Annotated in this window: 11 protein-coding genes; 2 read left to right on the plus strand and 9 right to left on the minus strand. The window is 39.2% G+C overall.

Translation table 11 applies throughout. The features are described from left to right. Positions 1–27: 27 nt before the first annotated feature. From tssM to MMP72_RS06270, 9 genes are all read right to left on the minus strand, one after another. Positions 28–3837 (minus strand): type VI secretion system membrane subunit TssM, encoded by a 3810-nt coding sequence (gene tssM, locus MMP72_RS06230; protein WP_241315541.1) that lies wholly within the window; start codon positions 3835–3837, stop codon positions 28–30. A gap of 27 nt (positions 3838–3864) precedes the next feature. Then, positions 3865–5274 (minus strand): hypothetical protein, encoded by a 1410-nt coding sequence (locus MMP72_RS06235; protein ID WP_241315543.1) that lies wholly within the window; start codon positions 5272–5274, stop codon positions 3865–3867. Next, positions 5274–6269 (minus strand): type VI secretion system baseplate subunit TssG, encoded by a 996-nt coding sequence (tssG, locus tag MMP72_RS06240; protein WP_241315545.1) that lies wholly within the window; start codon positions 6267–6269, stop codon positions 5274–5276. The genes MMP72_RS06235 and tssG overlap by 1 nt, the downstream gene beginning before the upstream one ends. After that, entirely contained in the window at positions 6233–8041 is a 1809-nt protein-coding gene (gene tssF / locus MMP72_RS06245) for a type VI secretion system baseplate subunit TssF (RefSeq protein ID WP_241315547.1), read from the minus strand. The genes tssG and tssF overlap by 37 nt, the downstream gene beginning before the upstream one ends. A 12-nt stretch (positions 8042–8053) precedes the next feature. Next, positions 8054–8530 carry a type VI secretion system baseplate subunit TssE gene (gene tssE / locus MMP72_RS06250; RefSeq protein ID WP_241315549.1) on the minus strand — a complete coding sequence of 159 codons (477 nt, stop codon included), beginning with the start codon at positions 8528–8530 and terminating at the stop codon, positions 8054–8056. 74 nt (positions 8531–8604) lie between these two features. Then, positions 8605–9108: a type VI secretion system tube protein Hcp gene (locus MMP72_RS06255; protein WP_005195657.1), complete on the minus strand. Its 504-nt coding sequence runs from the start codon at positions 9106–9108 to the stop codon at positions 8605–8607. A gap of 104 nt (positions 9109–9212) precedes the next feature. Further along, on the minus strand, positions 9213–10694 hold the full coding sequence (gene tssC, locus MMP72_RS06260; RefSeq protein ID WP_241315551.1) for a type VI secretion system contractile sheath large subunit: 1482 nt from the start codon (positions 10692–10694) through the stop codon (positions 9213–9215). After that, positions 10687–11190: a type VI secretion system contractile sheath small subunit gene (gene tssB / locus MMP72_RS06265; RefSeq protein WP_004654766.1), complete on the minus strand. Its 504-nt coding sequence runs from the start codon at positions 11188–11190 to the stop codon at positions 10687–10689. The genes tssC and tssB overlap by 8 nt, the downstream gene beginning before the upstream one ends. Before the next feature lie 16 nt (positions 11191–11206). Next, a complete protein-coding gene (locus MMP72_RS06270) occupies positions 11207–11920 on the minus strand; it encodes a hypothetical protein (protein WP_241315553.1) in 714 nt (237 codons plus the stop codon). 375 nt (positions 11921–12295) lie between these two features. Between MMP72_RS06270 and tssH the strand changes: the two genes are divergently transcribed. Further along, positions 12296–14965 (plus strand): type VI secretion system ATPase TssH, encoded by a 2670-nt coding sequence (tssH, locus tag MMP72_RS06275; RefSeq protein WP_241315554.1) that lies wholly within the window; start codon positions 12296–12298, stop codon positions 14963–14965. 27 nt (positions 14966–14992) lie between these two features. Beyond that, complete coding sequence (gene tssA, locus MMP72_RS06280; RefSeq protein ID WP_241315556.1) at positions 14993–16090, plus strand: type VI secretion system protein TssA; 1098 nt, start codon at positions 14993–14995, stop codon at positions 16088–16090. The last annotated feature ends 9 nt before the right edge of the window (positions 16091–16099 follow it).

Raw genomic sequence — 16099 nt, forward strand, 5'->3', positions numbered from 1 at the left:
TATGGTCCTGTATGATCATCCTAATCATTACGGTGTTCCCCCTTGAAATGGTGCAGCAGTGGGTTGTGATGGTGCTCGAGTATTCGTAGGTGTGGTTTGAGCAGAGACCACGCGAACCGCTTTCTCGGTCACCACTTTATCCACCAACTGTAAACCTGCATAGCCACGACTTGATCCGATATTGCCTGAGCTATTGCCACTAATTAACCTAAAGTTCACTTTGATCGCTAATGACGGATCTGCCTTACTCTTCCAAATCATCTCAAAGCTACCATTTTGCTCTTTACGTTGGGCTGCATCGATCATACGGTTGATTCCATACTCACCCGGCTCATCAAAGATGGTATGTGTTTGTCCTTCTAGATCAATCGCGGTAATGCGAGCACCAGGAATCGCGCCTTTATTTGGCCAAACAAAATTCACCCATTGTTGAATCCCATTTTCATAGACCATCCGTTGACCATCAATATCAATGGTATAAGACAAGAATTGTGGGTTTTGCAGTGGATAAAACTGGAAGTTAGATTGATTAGATGCTGGCGCAGCCGCAGGCTGATCCAAACTGCCTGTCGCCATACCATTAATAGGCGCAACATATTGCTGGAAAGCCATCACAAATTGTGGATTCAGACTGATGCCCAAATCCTTCCAAGTTTTAGAAGTCAGCACATAACCACGACGAATGACAAATGGATCTAAAGCCTCTTTCACAAAACGCGAAATACTGCCAGTTTCACCAAAGATTTGACCAATCTCATTACTGGTTGCTTGTAAAGTTACACTCGAATTAAATGGATACTTCTGACTCAAATTGGTCTGGAACGGTTGATACGCTTGTATACCCCAGAGTTTATTGAGCTCATCCTGAGTTGGTAGAATCAAACTAGAAAACGCTTGTGTCAGAGGATTCATCAATAATTTTTGTGCGATTTGCTGATCCGACTCTTTAACACCAACCATCATTTTCTCATCAACATACTTCTGCGTAATGTTAAAGACGGAAGTTTGATCGGTGATGGTTTGTTTCACCAATGCCATCGCACTTGGTCCAATTTCACCAGCCGTTTTTAGATCATTAAATTTACTACGCACCTGCGCGAGATTATTCATGTACTCATCAAAAAGTGACTTGTCTTGTAAATCATCTCGTTTACGGACCAATTGATAAAACATTTGGTACTCTTGCGAAATTGCACCCTGAGCTTTATTCATGGCTTGAATAGCACGCTGATCATCAGAGTTCTTCAAGACTTTACGTTTGAACCACGCAATAAAGCCTTTTTCGGGTATCGCCAGTTCCGCTTGTACAATTGGATTGTCCCAATTGGTCTCAATTGCAATACGTTGCAATAACACACGAATTGGTGAATTTTGTGGTTCGCCTAGCACATCAATATTTTTGACCTGTTGGCTAAACTGATCCGCTTTTGCATAATGAATACCATTCAGGAACTTTTTCCATTCCGCGACATATTCTTGCTTATACAATGCGACCAATTGTTTTCGAATCTGCTCTGGGCTACCAGAGAAAGTGAGATCGTCCGATTGACGGCTATTCAATACCCAATCTTTACTGTCAGTTGGTTTATTTGCGGCATCATCAATCGCTTTTTCAACATATTCATCCCAAGCTTTCTGAGTGAAAACACCTGGCAATGCATAACTGCCCAATACAATACTTCGATTTTGCTCCCCGACAATTTGACCAACGGTCACAGCAGGGAAACGAACTGCAGCACGCATTTTGATTTCATTATAAACACGATCACGTGCTGGCATCCCTTGAACAACAGACAACAATACTTGACGAGTTTGATCGACCACTTGTGCATCAGTTTCCAAAATAGGAAAACCACTTTGATTTGCTAAGGTCATTGCATAGGAAAGAATTTTTTCCGCATCTTGAATCATCTCACCACGTGGCATTTGCCCACGATTGCTATCTAACCAAGAACGCCAGAAACGTGAGACTTGATCACTCAGGTGACTGCTGTCCATATATTCAGGATTGCTCATCATCAGATAAGCCTTAAGCGCATTATAAGCATCTTGCGGATTACTATCAGATGGCTCTAAATACTGCTGCGTTTTAGCGACCTGCTTGATTTCGACATTGACATGATTTTCTTTCAACGTTGTTTCATTGTTTTTAACACGTTGAAGATATTGCGCGATATTTTGCTGTGTCGGTGTCAACACAATCTGCTTGATCCCTTTCAAGTATTCAGCTTTTAAACTTTCACGCAATTGATTGCCTTGATATAAGCCAAAACTAAATTTGAGCGGGCGATTGCTAGCGAACTCATCCAGTTGTTGTAGACGCTCTTGTAATATCAACAAAGATTCAAGTTGAGTGGAGAGTTGTCCTCCAGATGTCTTTTCTAAATGCACAACTTTATCTAAATCTGCCTGTACATCGCTAATCAATTGTTGATTATTACGATATGACCAGACCCATACTCCCAATATCAGTGAAACACCCACCAATGCCCCGATAAATGCAATATAACGTTGACGTTTTTTAGCTGGGTTAATGTGCTGTTTAACTAAATCCTTATCTCGCAAAATGACATTCGAGAACAATCCCTGTAAAAAATAACCATGATTTGGCGCAACAGATGGTGTGATACCGTCTTCTGTACCATTTTGGACATGCTCAAGCTGAAACTCTTGCGCAATGTTCTCTGTCATCGGGCTTTCAATAACACCTTCCTGCAAAGCACTGGTGAAATAGAAACCACGAAATACCGGTTGGAACTGATATGGATTATCTTCAAATAAAGTACCAATAAAGCTCTTAAGTGCTGGCTTTAATGTTTTGAATTCCAATGGGAATGTCATGACACTTGGCGAGATATTTTGTGAATGACGACGACTCAGATGCGTCGTACTCACGCTTTTCAAACCGTCATAAAGCAAGGTGTAATGTTTATCAAACAATTCGACAGCATTTTGTGAGGAATTCTGCTCATAAGGTAAAGTCGCTCCCCAAGCTTGATTGTATTCTTGCGATTCATAACAATCAAAAAACTCAGTAAACCCAGCAATCAAATCCATTTTAGAAAAAATCAAATAGACAGGAACCACAACTTCCAGTTTTTCAGTCAAATCTTGAATACGCGCACGTAAGTTTTTGGCCAGTTTCAATGAACTTTCAGGACTCTGGCTGACTAACTCAGCAATACTCACAATCACAATCAAGCCATTCACAGGCGCTTTTGAACGGTTTTTCTTTAAAATATTGAGGAAGCCTAACCATTCAGAATGATCTTCTGAATAAACCGAATAACGTCCCGCTGTATCCAGTAGAATCCCTTCAGTAGAGAAAAACCAATCACAATTACGTGTCCCACTCAAACCAGCAGAGACCATTCTTTGATGTGTTTCTTCAAAAGGAAACTTTAACCCTGAATTATAAATAGCAGAACTCTTTCCTGCTGCTGGATTACCAATCACCATATACCAAGGTAACTCATATAACGCAGCATTGCCTTTTTTGTCGCCTAATTTTGATTTACGAATCAGCTGAATCGATTCTTTCATCTGCTGATGGATTAACTGTAATTCAGCCTTATCTTTTTGTTGACCATGTTCAGCACTACTTTCTTGCTCAATCGCATTGGCCAATTCCTCACCCTGCGCAGCATGGCGTTTTCTTTGGATTAACCAATAAATGCCATAGATGATTAAGCCCAGTACATAGGTTGCAGCCAAAGCCCAAAAAATATGACGCGGAATAACCGAATAGGAAGAAATAAGTGCCACAAATAAAGACAAGGCAATAATTGCTTTAGGATTGGTGATGTACTGCCACAGATAACCTAAAATGATGTACATTGAGTTCTCGAATTCTTAAAAAGTTAATCAATCAGCAATTGCGACTCTTTCCTGATCAGAAAAAGTTTGAATAAATGCTTTTAAATCTTGGCTATACACAAAAGCAACCTGTGGATCTGGAAGCTGTGCCCCTAACATCAATCCAAAAACTTTTGCGACGTTTTGAGTGTGCCCAGCCATCGGTTGGCAATAAAGATAGTGATGTGGTTCAACAGGACTTTGTGCAAAAAACTGCTCTAGTTTTTTGACAACCTTGACATCAGAACCATCTTCAACCACCAAGACAAAAGGCGCCTCATCCTCATATTGTGGTAAATCATGAATATCTAGCTCATCAAAAATTTGCTTTAAATTATTTTGATTTGATACAAGCTTTAATGTTTTTAAAGGTTGTAACTGTTCTATCTCAACCGCTGGGGATGCAACACAATAACTGCTCACAAATTCAGCAGGCGTATATGCACTTTTGCCCCAGCTCTTTTCATCAATAATATCTTGATCAAGCTCAGAATCAGCGGCAATGATCAATGTAATTTCGTGTGGTTGCTTTTGGATTCGGTCAAATAACTCCATCACATGCTGATCTACAGATGATCGACTGATGAAATGATATTCAATATGAAACTTTTGAGGGATGATCCCTAAATCATAGAAAATGGCTTGAAGACTTTGATGGCTACTTTGATCATTCCAAGTGTGAATCACATCCTCAGACAGCAGAATATGCAAGTTAAGCTTATCTAAACGATAGACCTGTTCAATCTGTTTTAATTCAGTTTCTTCATCACTCGACGCAGTGGGATCAATCCAAGCAGGATGCATACGATATTCATGCAAATTCTGACTTTCATAAAACAAACTCGAATGTTTTAAATGATCTGAAATCGTACTCAAAAGTTCATTATGCTGTTGAATCTGATGATGAATAAGCAACATGATTCGCTGTTGTCGCATCGTTGCAAATTGCATATTCTCAGTGCTCTCTTCACTGAGCAATTGATCCAGTGCCTCAATACGATAAGACAAAACTGGCAATCCGTGCGAACCCGATAAATTACGATCCAACAGAGGACCTGCTAGCATTTTGATGCCTTCAAGCGTCGAATCATTTTCACCTAACGCACTGTATGTTCCTGAAGCATAAATGTTCAGCTCTAACCATGTACTTTTTTGAACTGGTTGTGGCTCAATAGCATCCACATTTTGACCTTGCTCATTGGCTAAGGCCTGTTGTTTTTTATCTTTATACTTTTGATAAGCCTGATAAATCAACCATGGTGAAATCAGCACTGCTGTAATAAACAGAGGTAATAATACAAAGTAGCGAATCAGATCATTGGACTCTGGCTGGAATTGTGTATCACGCCAAAAATAAATAACGATCAATCCAACCAAGATGAAACAACTGATAAATATTGCAATAATCTTCTTAATCATTATGCCGCCCCTAACAGTGCATAACGCGTTTCAAGGTTATGTTGTACTTGTGTGGATGGCATTAAAAATGCCCCTTGCCCTAATCCAATTTCATGAGTGGAATTCAAACCGATGGGGCTAATTTCATTTTTATCCAAGATCAATCGAACATCGATAAACAAAGTTGGACTACACCAAGTTTGGATCAAATGCTTCAATTTTTTATTTAATGGCTGTTCTGGTAAAAAAGCCAAATATTGTTCACGTTTTAATGGGCCAATTTGTATTTCAATCTTTCCATCAATTTGTTGTACCGTATCGCCACAAAAAGTATTCACGCCCAACAAACTTGGATTTTTTCCACCTAAACTGGTCTTCTGTTCTTCACCCAACTGGAATTGTTCTTTCACAAACTCCTGAATATGTACCTGCTCATTAAACATACAAGTCAATACAGTTTTCAAGGCATGCGCGGTATTGTTCTGCCCTTGCATCAAGCCAGAGAACTCCGCAAAATATTCTTCTAAATCCTGCTGCTCATGCTGAGAACTAATATAACCATTTAAAGCATGGAGAATATCGAGATAGTGATTATCCTGTTCGATTTCATAGCGTATCGGTAAATTGTAAGTCAGGCTTGCATCCACATATTTCGCAGTCAACGTATGATTGAACAATCCCAAAAATTCTTTGGCTTCGAGTCGTTGCTGTCTGGAACTTTGTTTTAATTTATTGGTATAGGTATAAGGTAGTGCACCTTGCGTACCCGTTAAGCCCACAACAAGATTAGTCAAATAAATACGTTCGTCTTGATAGCGCAGCTCTTCAATTTCCGTCGCAGGAAAGCTTAAGCTGAACGATGTTTCAAACTTAAAATCTTCTGACCAATTTCGAGAGACAGCTGAGTGCGGCACATGCCGTAATAGCCGAGCTGACTGGATAAACTCAAAAGTACCCGCCTTATTAAAGAGCTGATCAACTACAGAAGCGTCTTGCCACCAACGTTCTGAACGCATTGGTATATCTCCTGTTGGTTAAGACTGTCTTTAACAACCACATCGACAAAACTATTGATCTGGACTTTAAGATTAAAAATATGGCTCAGTAGCTGACTAAAAATATATAAACTATGCCCTCTAAATACGCTACGATTCACCCCTAACTCTACTTTCACGCCCCTTATAAACATCGGAAATGGTTTCGCATTCACCAGTTTATTGGTCGTTGAAAAATTCAATGTTTTCAATGCATCAATCAATAAAATATTTTCTTTTGAATGCGGCAAATTATATAAAGCCAACAATTCTTTGACATGACTGAGTGCATCGCCTTTCATCAAGGCCAAAGTGTTCAATGATAAATGTGAAATAATCCGCCACTGTTCATTTTTATTTTTATCAAACTCAAAAGGAGACGTTGGACGTTTGAGAATCAAAGCACGTCGAGCCAAGCTGCTATCATTGAGATTTAAGATATTATTACTCTGGCCCAAAGCCTCATGCGGTAGATCACCATTTGAACACAACAACTTGGTGCTAATAAAATCTGATTTTATTTCATAAGGCTTTAAATGCTTGGAAACAATTGAATATCCCATTTGCATCGTTTTATTGGAAGATGGAATATAATTTAATGCATAAAAAAACTGCACATGATCGTTATGGTAATGACTCATCGCGAAGAAAGGGAGCACCGGCAGATAGCTTTGTTCCTGATTGGTTTTTTCTCGCACCATATTCATTTCAACCACTGAATACACCTGATATAGCTCAGGATGATGTGCATCTGTCACAAGTGGATATTGCAGTTGAGTATGGGCGATCTTTTGTGGTTCAGCCTGTTTTTCGAACAAGTTAATCGCTGGTGTGGTAAACAATTTGAAATTTGCGATATTCAATTCTGAATAATTACGTACCACTGCCTGATCATTCAGATTCAATTTAAGATGAATCAAAATTTCAAAACTCGGCTGTTGTTGCAATATACCTTTCAACTGACTTAAATCGAGATTCAAATAATTAAATTTTTCAGGAAAACAAAAATATTCCATCAATAAACGATAAGCATGATGTGTATGCTGATCAACAGGGAGTAAACTTTCTTGTTCAGTAAAACCCATCACCATAAAGGGATTGGGAATCTCCACAATACGCGATCCAACACGCACTGAAAAAGCCGTTTCTTTGCGAAAAATACTGTCTAGAACTTGCAGTGGAAAATTTGAAATTGCATCTAAATATATCGGTAGTTTTTCTTCAAGTACGCAATGCTGAGCATCATTAAACACTTCAAACTTCAAACTTAAGGTTGCATTCTGATTCAAATGCATATGGGTGCTTGGTGAAGTCTGAAAATCCAACTCAGTTAAAGCAATGGGTAAGAGCCGAACGTCATTGGTGGTATTAAATTCGCATTGCACCCCTTTAAAACTACGTGATCTTAATGCGGTTTTTTGAGGAATAAGATGAGGGGATGTTAGCTGTTTAATTTTATTAATATCTTCGAAGCTCACCACAGAGCAAGCTGGGAAATGACGCAGATATTGAGGAAACATCACCTCAAATAACGAATAAGTAAATACGTCATAGCTATCTGCTAATTTTTTATCAATCCGCGCCGAAATTAATGAAAAAGCCTGAATTAACCGCTCAATATGAGGATCATCAATTTGTTCTTGGTTCAGTGATAATCGTTGAGCAATCTTTGGATACTTCTGCGCAAACTCTCTAGATTGTTGACCGAACTCTTGTAATTGTTTTTCATAATACGGTAAAAGTTGTTCTATCACAGTTCTCTCACGCTAAGCTCTTGCAGAAATAACATATTGTTGTGTTGTCGGTTTTAATAACGCATCAAAAAAAACCGGCTCATATAAAGGATGTATATTTAAGTAAGCTTGAATACTTAAACACAATGCCCCCATGTTATGCCCATCTAATAACATTTCGACTTTAATCTGCCTCAACCTTGGTTCATGGGCTGCAATCGACCGCTCAATCGACTGACAAATTTTATCGCGATCCAATGGATTTGCGGTTGAAAGCCCGACGAAGTCAATGATCCCAAACTGCAAAATAGATTTCTTTGCGAGAGGAAATTCATCCATATCCGTATCAAACTGCGCAATTCTGGTATTGAGTAGATCCTCCAAATCACGAGCTACCGACTCTCGTAATTGTTGAATCGACAATCCCCTTAAATAATCTTCATGCTCAGGTAATAAGCGATCAAACAATGTTGACCTAAACCCATATGGATATAAATGATCTAAATTCATTTTTTATAAAACAAAAAGATAAGGGAAATAGAGGTTAATGAATCATTAACCTCTATGAAAAATCACGATTCTAATTATGCAGCGTATGATGCTGTGTTGTTAGAAAGCGACCATTTCTTAGTAACAGCACCTTTCGCAGTACCGTTAATATCTTGTTGGTTATATGTCCACTCAACAGCAGCATATTTCAAACCAAACTGTTCAGTTGGGACACCCTCTTCATTTACAATCGGAGTCACACTTGAAACTAAAACGTGCTTCAATTTAATTTGTAAGTACTTGATACGTTTATCACCGTTTGCACGATAAAAATCAATCTGTACTTCATCAAAGGTATAACCAGCAGAACATGCTTCCCAAAGTTTAGGACTTGTTGCATCCAAATCTTTAAGGAAAATCATATCTTCATGCTCAACACGTTCAGCAGTATGCCCCCCAACACTACTTGAAGTCGCAGACTTAGGCTGACGAATTTTGTGAGACCAAGAGTTAACTTCTAGCCAACCTTTGTGCTCAGAGTCACGTGACTCTCCGTCTACCTTGTATTTGCCACGAAACTCAACGTATATATCTTTCATTTAAAATTCACCTCTGTTTATTTAAAGTTATTTTAGGGTCTGTTGACACTTCAGGCGCAAGCATCTGTCATCTGTCTACAGTCCCTTTTGGCTGATCTCATTTTTTAATTTGAGGACTGTGGTAGTTCAGTCACGAGTCGCAAAGAAACTGACAACTCATCCAGCTGGAAATGCGGTCTTAAAAAGACCACCGATTTGTAGTGACCTGGCTGAGCAGGATCTTCTACAACCTTTACTGATGCCTCACGAAGCGGATATTGTGCTTTCGCTTCTTGAGATGCACCATCATCAAGCAAAACATATTGTGAGAGCCATTCGTTTAAAAATGCTTCAACATTGCCTGCTGATGCAAAGCTTCCCACCTTGTCACGCATCATTGCTTTTAAGTAATGTGCGATACGTGAGACAGCCATGATGTACTGGATCTGACTTGAAAGTGCTGAGTTCGCATTTGCAGTATCACTATCATATTTCTTAGGCTTCTGTGCAGATTGCGCACCAAAGAAAGCCGCATAATCTGTATTTTTACAGTGAACCAATGGGATGAAACCCAAGTCACTCAATTCTTTTTCGCGGCGATCCGTAATCGCAATCTCAGTTGGGCATTTGAAGACAACTTCACCATCTGAGGTTTTAAAGGTATGTACTGGCAAGCCTTCAACTAAACCACCACCCTCAACACCACGAATGGCTGCACACCAACCATGCGCATCAAACGCATTGGTTAAACGTGTACCAAAGGCATAAGCTGCATTCATCCATAAATAATCATTATGGTCTTCGCCCGTGACCGCTTCGATGAAATTAAAGCCTTCCGTCGCTGTGCCTTCTTTCGGATGATAAGGCAAACGCCCTAGAACATGCGGCATAGTAAGGGCAACATAACGTGAGTCTTCACTATCACGGAAAGAGCGCCATTGCACATATTCTGCAGTCTCAAAGATTTTTGAAACATCGCGTGGACGATCAATATCGGTGAATGATTCAAGACCTAAAATATTTGGACTTGCAGCCGAAATAAACGGCGCATGGGCTGCCGCTGCGACATGTGAAACTTGCTCTAATAAATACATATCAGACGGCGTGCGATCAAACTCAAAATCACCGATTAACGCAGCATATGGCGCGCCACCAAATGAGCCATACTCTTCTTCATAAATCTTTTTGAACAAAGTACTTTGATCAAAATCGGTTGCACCCTGAAAGTCCTTCACTAACTCTTTTTTGGTCGTATTTAACATACGAATCTTAATCATTGAGTGAGAAGGTGTTTCTTGACAGAAATAGTAGAGTCCACGCCAAGTTGATTCAATTTTCTGAAACTGCTCATGATGCATGATTTCACTGAGCTGCTTTGAAATTAAAGCATCAATTTCAGCAATACGTTTATCAATCGATAAGGTCATATTTTCTGAAACGGTGATTGTCCCCGCCATCACTTCTTTGGCTAACTCGCCAATCAAACTTTTAGCACGAACATGCTCGTCATCATTACGCGCAATACGACTTTGCTCAACGATCGAATCGAGCAAATTTGCTGATTCAGCTTCTACATTTGATACAGTTGCAGCTTGTAAATTACTCATTTTCTGCCTCCGCACTAAGTTGGCGTATTTGATCCGTATTCTTTAGCACTTCATCTAATAAATCTTCTAAACGTTCACTATTCGAAATTTTATTTCGAAGGTCAGTTAAACGTTCACGCGCTGCAACCAATTTACGCAAAGGATCAACCTGTTGTACAACTTGCTCAGGTCTAAAATCTTCCATTGAGTTAAAGGTTAAATCGACAGACATACGTCCGCCCTCTTCAGTCAATGTATTCTCAACTTGAAATGCCGCTCTTGGTGCTAGAGACTCCATCACCTCATCAATATTGTCTAAATCAACATTGATGAATTTCTTGTCTTTTAATTTCGTCTTTTCAAGCTCTGAAGCAGCAGAAAAGTCTCCCATAACCCCAACGACAAATGGCAACTCTTTAGACTCTTTACCATCACCCACCTCAACATCGTAAGTTAACTGCACACGAGGAGGACGAATGCGTTGCAATTTTTTCTGTACACTTTCTCTTTTTGCCATAACTGTATACCCTTGATTATTTTTTCAACGAAGCGAATGGATTCGTACCTGTCGGTCGAACAGCACTTGGTGTTGTGGTTGTTGGACGACTTGCTGGCGCAGTAGTCTGTGTGGTGGTGTTACGCGGTGCAGCAGTGGTTCTTTTAGGCTGACTCACGGCACGTCGGTTGGCTGTATTGGTGCTTCGAGCTTCTTTTTTAGGCGCTTCTTCTACTGCTTTGGTCGTGATCACAGGTGCAGGTAATGCTGTTCGAATATTCTCACTTAACTGTTTAGCAGGTGGATAGGTTAAATCAGTACTGAGATAACGCATTTCATCAGTGCGCATATGTTGTAAGGCCTGATTTGCGATATCAACACTCGCTAAAAAAGTGACATCAGTTAACATCGAACCTTGAATATTTTTCTGCTGCAATTCACTAGCCAACGTCAAAGCATTCATCGGCTGTTTTAACTCGTACATTCTCATCGCTGCTTGAGCCAATAAATCATTGACCTGACTAGCATTCGATTTATCACAAACTTGCTGATAAATTTTCAATAGCGCTTGATCTGTTTGACCCGCAACCAATGGATTTTGTTTAATACATTTTCTTTTTAACTTCACTGGTTTTATTTTTTGATCAGTCAGATTGGCTTCTGGATCAACACTTTTTGTTTCTTGATCATCTGCGTAAGCCAAACTACCCATAACCATACAAAGAATTGATACTACAATACCTTTTTTCAAAATATGCCTCATAATTATTTAACTTATATAATTGAAGAGTCGACAATTATTGTTTAAAAAACCCTCTTACTCGTCAATTTTGTGCACCTAGAACATTGTCGCGAATTTAACAAAAAAACCACATAGAAAGTCAATACTAATTACGTTTTATAACATTATTAAATTATTTTGATTATATTATGCAAATATTTTTCAAGAATAGTACTCCCTTTCTATTTAAAATTAATATATTTTGTTGTAGAATAATCTGTACACTCAGACAGAGTAAAGCTAAGTTTTTGATTTTATTTAGAAAATATATTTTAGATATAACAACAATATCAAGTCTGAACTGACTTAGCGGGGCTTGATATTCAAAATTATTGTGAGTAATAAATGAGTAATTTAAAGGTTTTAATTACAAAACTATCACCTCCTACTCGTGCTGCATTAGAAAAATCTGCCAATTACTGCATTAATCAATTGAATTATGAGATTGAAATTGAGCATTTATTTGTAGAATTACTAAATCAAAGTCCAGTGAATGATTTACTTATTTTATTACAAAAAAATAATATTTCCGCAGATGCTTTAACTCATGATTTAAAAGAAACAATTGCTTCTTTACCCAAAGGCAATACACGCACTCCAATATTTGCAAAATCAATCGTTAAGCTATTTGAACAAGCATGGTTGTTAGCATCCGCTGAACAAACACCGCTGATTCGGAGTAGTCATTTAATCATTGCATTGTTAACAGCCCCTGATTTACAACAAATTGCCTTCAGAGCATCTAGTTTATTTGAGCTGTTCCCAATTGATACGATGAAACACAAGTTTCTAGATATTTGTGGTCAGAGCAGCGAGCAATCTCAAATTGAAGTGCCCACAGCATCAACTGAAGCACAACAGGAAAAACCAGCAACTACAACCACAGTAAAGACCCCTGCCTTAGATCAATACACCATCAACTTGACCATAAAAGCACAAAATGGACAAATTGATCCTGTTATTGGGCGAGAATTCGAAATTCGATTAATGCTCGACATCTTGATGCGTCGTCGGCAGAACAATCCTATTTTGACAGGTGAACCAGGGGTAGGTAAAACTGCCGTTGTTGAAGGTCTGGCATTAAAAATCGCCCAAGGTTTAGTCCCCGAAGCACTTAGAAATGTACAACTGCATGTGTTAGACATGGGTCTATTACAGGCGGGCGCAAGTGTTAAAGGTGAGTTTGAAAATCGCTTAAAACAAGTGATTCAAGAGGTTCAAGCGTCCACCCACCCAATTATTTTATTTATTGATGAAGCACATACACTCATCGGTGCTGGCGGCCAAGCGGGACAAAATGATGCCGCCAATCTACTCAAACCCGCCTTAGCGCGTGGTGAATTAAGAACGATAGCGGCAACAACGTGGGCTGAATACAAACAGTATTTTGAGAAAGATGCTGCCCTAAGTCGTCGCTTTCAAGTGGTCAAAGTAGAAGAGCCAACCGAAGAAGTTGCCATCGATATGCTACGTGCCATGATTCCTGTCATGCAAAACCATTTCAACTTACATATTGATGATCAAGCAATTGTGACTGCGGTTCAGGCTTCTCATCGTTATATCAGTGGACGTCAACTCCCCGACAAGGCGATTAGCGTATTAGATACTGCTGCGGCTCGTGTGGCATTAACTCAAAATGCCCAGCCGGTCATTCTTGACCAGTTCAAAGCTCAACAACACAATCTGAAATTAGAACAGCAAATTTTAACGCATGAACATCAACAGTTCCCGATCCATCATGAGCGTTTAGAGCTGCTCAACCAAGAACTGTCAACGCTAGACAGTGAAATACAAGCAATTGAAATCCGATGGCAACAAGAGCTTGCCTTGGTGAAACAAATCCAACAATTAAATGCTCAAGATGAACACACTGAGACCAAAAATCAGATCTCCGCTTTAAGAACTGATTTAACCCAACTTCAAGGACAAAGTCCTTTGGTCTTTGAACGAGTAACACCTCGAATTATTAATGAAATTATTTCTGACTGGACAGGTATTCCTGTTGGAAATATGGTCAATGATGAAATCAAGCAAATTTTAACGCTTGAGGATAAATTGGCTGAGCGAGTCATGGGGCAAGATTATGCGCTTACACAATTGGTGCAAGGCATTAAAACCTCTAAAGCCAAATTAGAAGATCCAAATAAACCCCAAGGCGTGTTTATGTTGGTTGGACCGAGTGGTGTAGGGAAGACAGAAACAGCATTGGCTTTAGCCAATGAGCTTTATGGTGGCGAACAACACTTAATCACCATCAATATGTCTGAATATCAAGAAGCACATACCGTTTCCTCTTTAAAAGGTGCGCCTCCTGGCTATGTTGGCTACGGTCAAGGTGGTGTGCTCACGGAAGCTGTCCGCCGCAACCCATATAGTGTTGTGTTATTGGATGAAATCGAAAAATCGCATAGTGATGTACAAGAACTTTTCTACCAAGTATTTGATAAAGGAACATTGGAAGATGGTGAAGGCCGTATCATTGATTTTAAAAACACAACTATCTTACTCACTTCAAATACTGGCTCAAGTGCCATTATGCAGGCTTGCTTAAACCAACCTGTTGAAGAGTGGCCAAACGCTGAAGACTTACTGGAACACTTAAAACCAAGTTTGTATAAACAATTTAAGCCCGCCTTTATTGGTCGTATGCGGATCGTACCTTATTTCCCATTACACGATGAATTATTGGTCAGAATCATTAAACATAAACTGGGTAAGATTGTTTCTAGAATCGAAAAGCAATATGCCACTAAGGTTCAATATTCCGAAGACCTCGTTGAACTCCTGTTGAACCGTTGTACTGAAGTTGATAGCGGTGCTCGAAATGTGGACAATATCCTAAACTCGACCGTATTACCTTCGCTTGCAACTGAAATTTTGGTTGCTTTGGCTGAGCATAAACTACCGAAACTCATCATTATCGATGTCAAAGATGAAGATATTAGCTATCAATTAGATCCTGTTGAAAAAGGAACTAGAAAGCGTTCGAGTAAAAAAGCAAAAGCTGACGTTTAAGATTCTTGAGATTGAGCCCCAATTGTTATGAATATGGACATATCCCCTTTACTTACACCAATTCATGAGCAATCGCCTTGTGGTGAAGATTATTCTTTTTCCAATGAGTTTCACAGCATTAAAAAAGCGAAAACTCAAGATGATCTTTTACTTGATCAAGGTGATTGGGTCACCGAACCTAAACAAGCTGATTGGGATTTTGTTGCATCCACCTCTATTGATTTGCTGCAATCTAAAAGTAAAGATATTCGATTGCTTACGTGGCTTTCTGAGGCGTGGGCAAATCTTTACGGTTTTTCAGGTGTTGCCAAAAGCCTAGAACTAAGCCATCGCTTACTTGAACAATACTGGCTAACGATACACCCAGAAGTTGAGGATGATGATCTTGACCAACGCATTGGTTTATTGCAGGGGCTGATTAACCAGTTACCATTACTCATTAAAAAAGTCTCGCTCATTGATCACTCCCCTTTTTATCATTTGCTCGATTATGACAATTTTCTCTACCATGAAAACATTCGTCGTAAGCAAAGTGATGATTATGACAGTGCCAATAGTCACACTGAATTAGAACAATTCGAACAGGCTTTATTAAATACAGATAAAAACTTTCAATATCAAAACTATCAACATTTTAATGACATCCTTCAGCAATGGTCTGTGCTTAAAAATGTTTTGGATGGCTTATTAGGTTTAGATTCACCAAGTTTTGCAGCGATTGATTCAAGCTTGGATACGATTCATATCAGCCTCAAAAAGATCTATAAAACTGAGCATTTTGAACAACCTATACCGCAAAACACAAGCAACGTCGAAACACCAAGTATACCCACAACTCAACCCGTTACGGCTCAGGCTCCAATGACTCACAATCAACTGTCTTTTCAACCGCAAGTTCAATCTCATGTTGAAAATCGTGAGCAAGCCATGCAGGTGCTACAAGAAATTGCCACTTATTTTCAAAAAAATGAACCACACAGCCCCGTGAGTTATATGCTGCAAAAGACAATTAAATGGAGTCAAATGCCACTACATGAATGGTTAAGCCAAGTCATTAAAGATGAACATCCATTACAAATGGTGCAAGACATGCTCGGCGTTCAGCCAAAGAATGAATACGAATAATTACTGGTA

This window comes from Acinetobacter sp. NIPH 2699 (assembly GCF_022549355.1).
Classification (GTDB): Bacteria; Pseudomonadota; Gammaproteobacteria; order Pseudomonadales; family Moraxellaceae; genus Acinetobacter.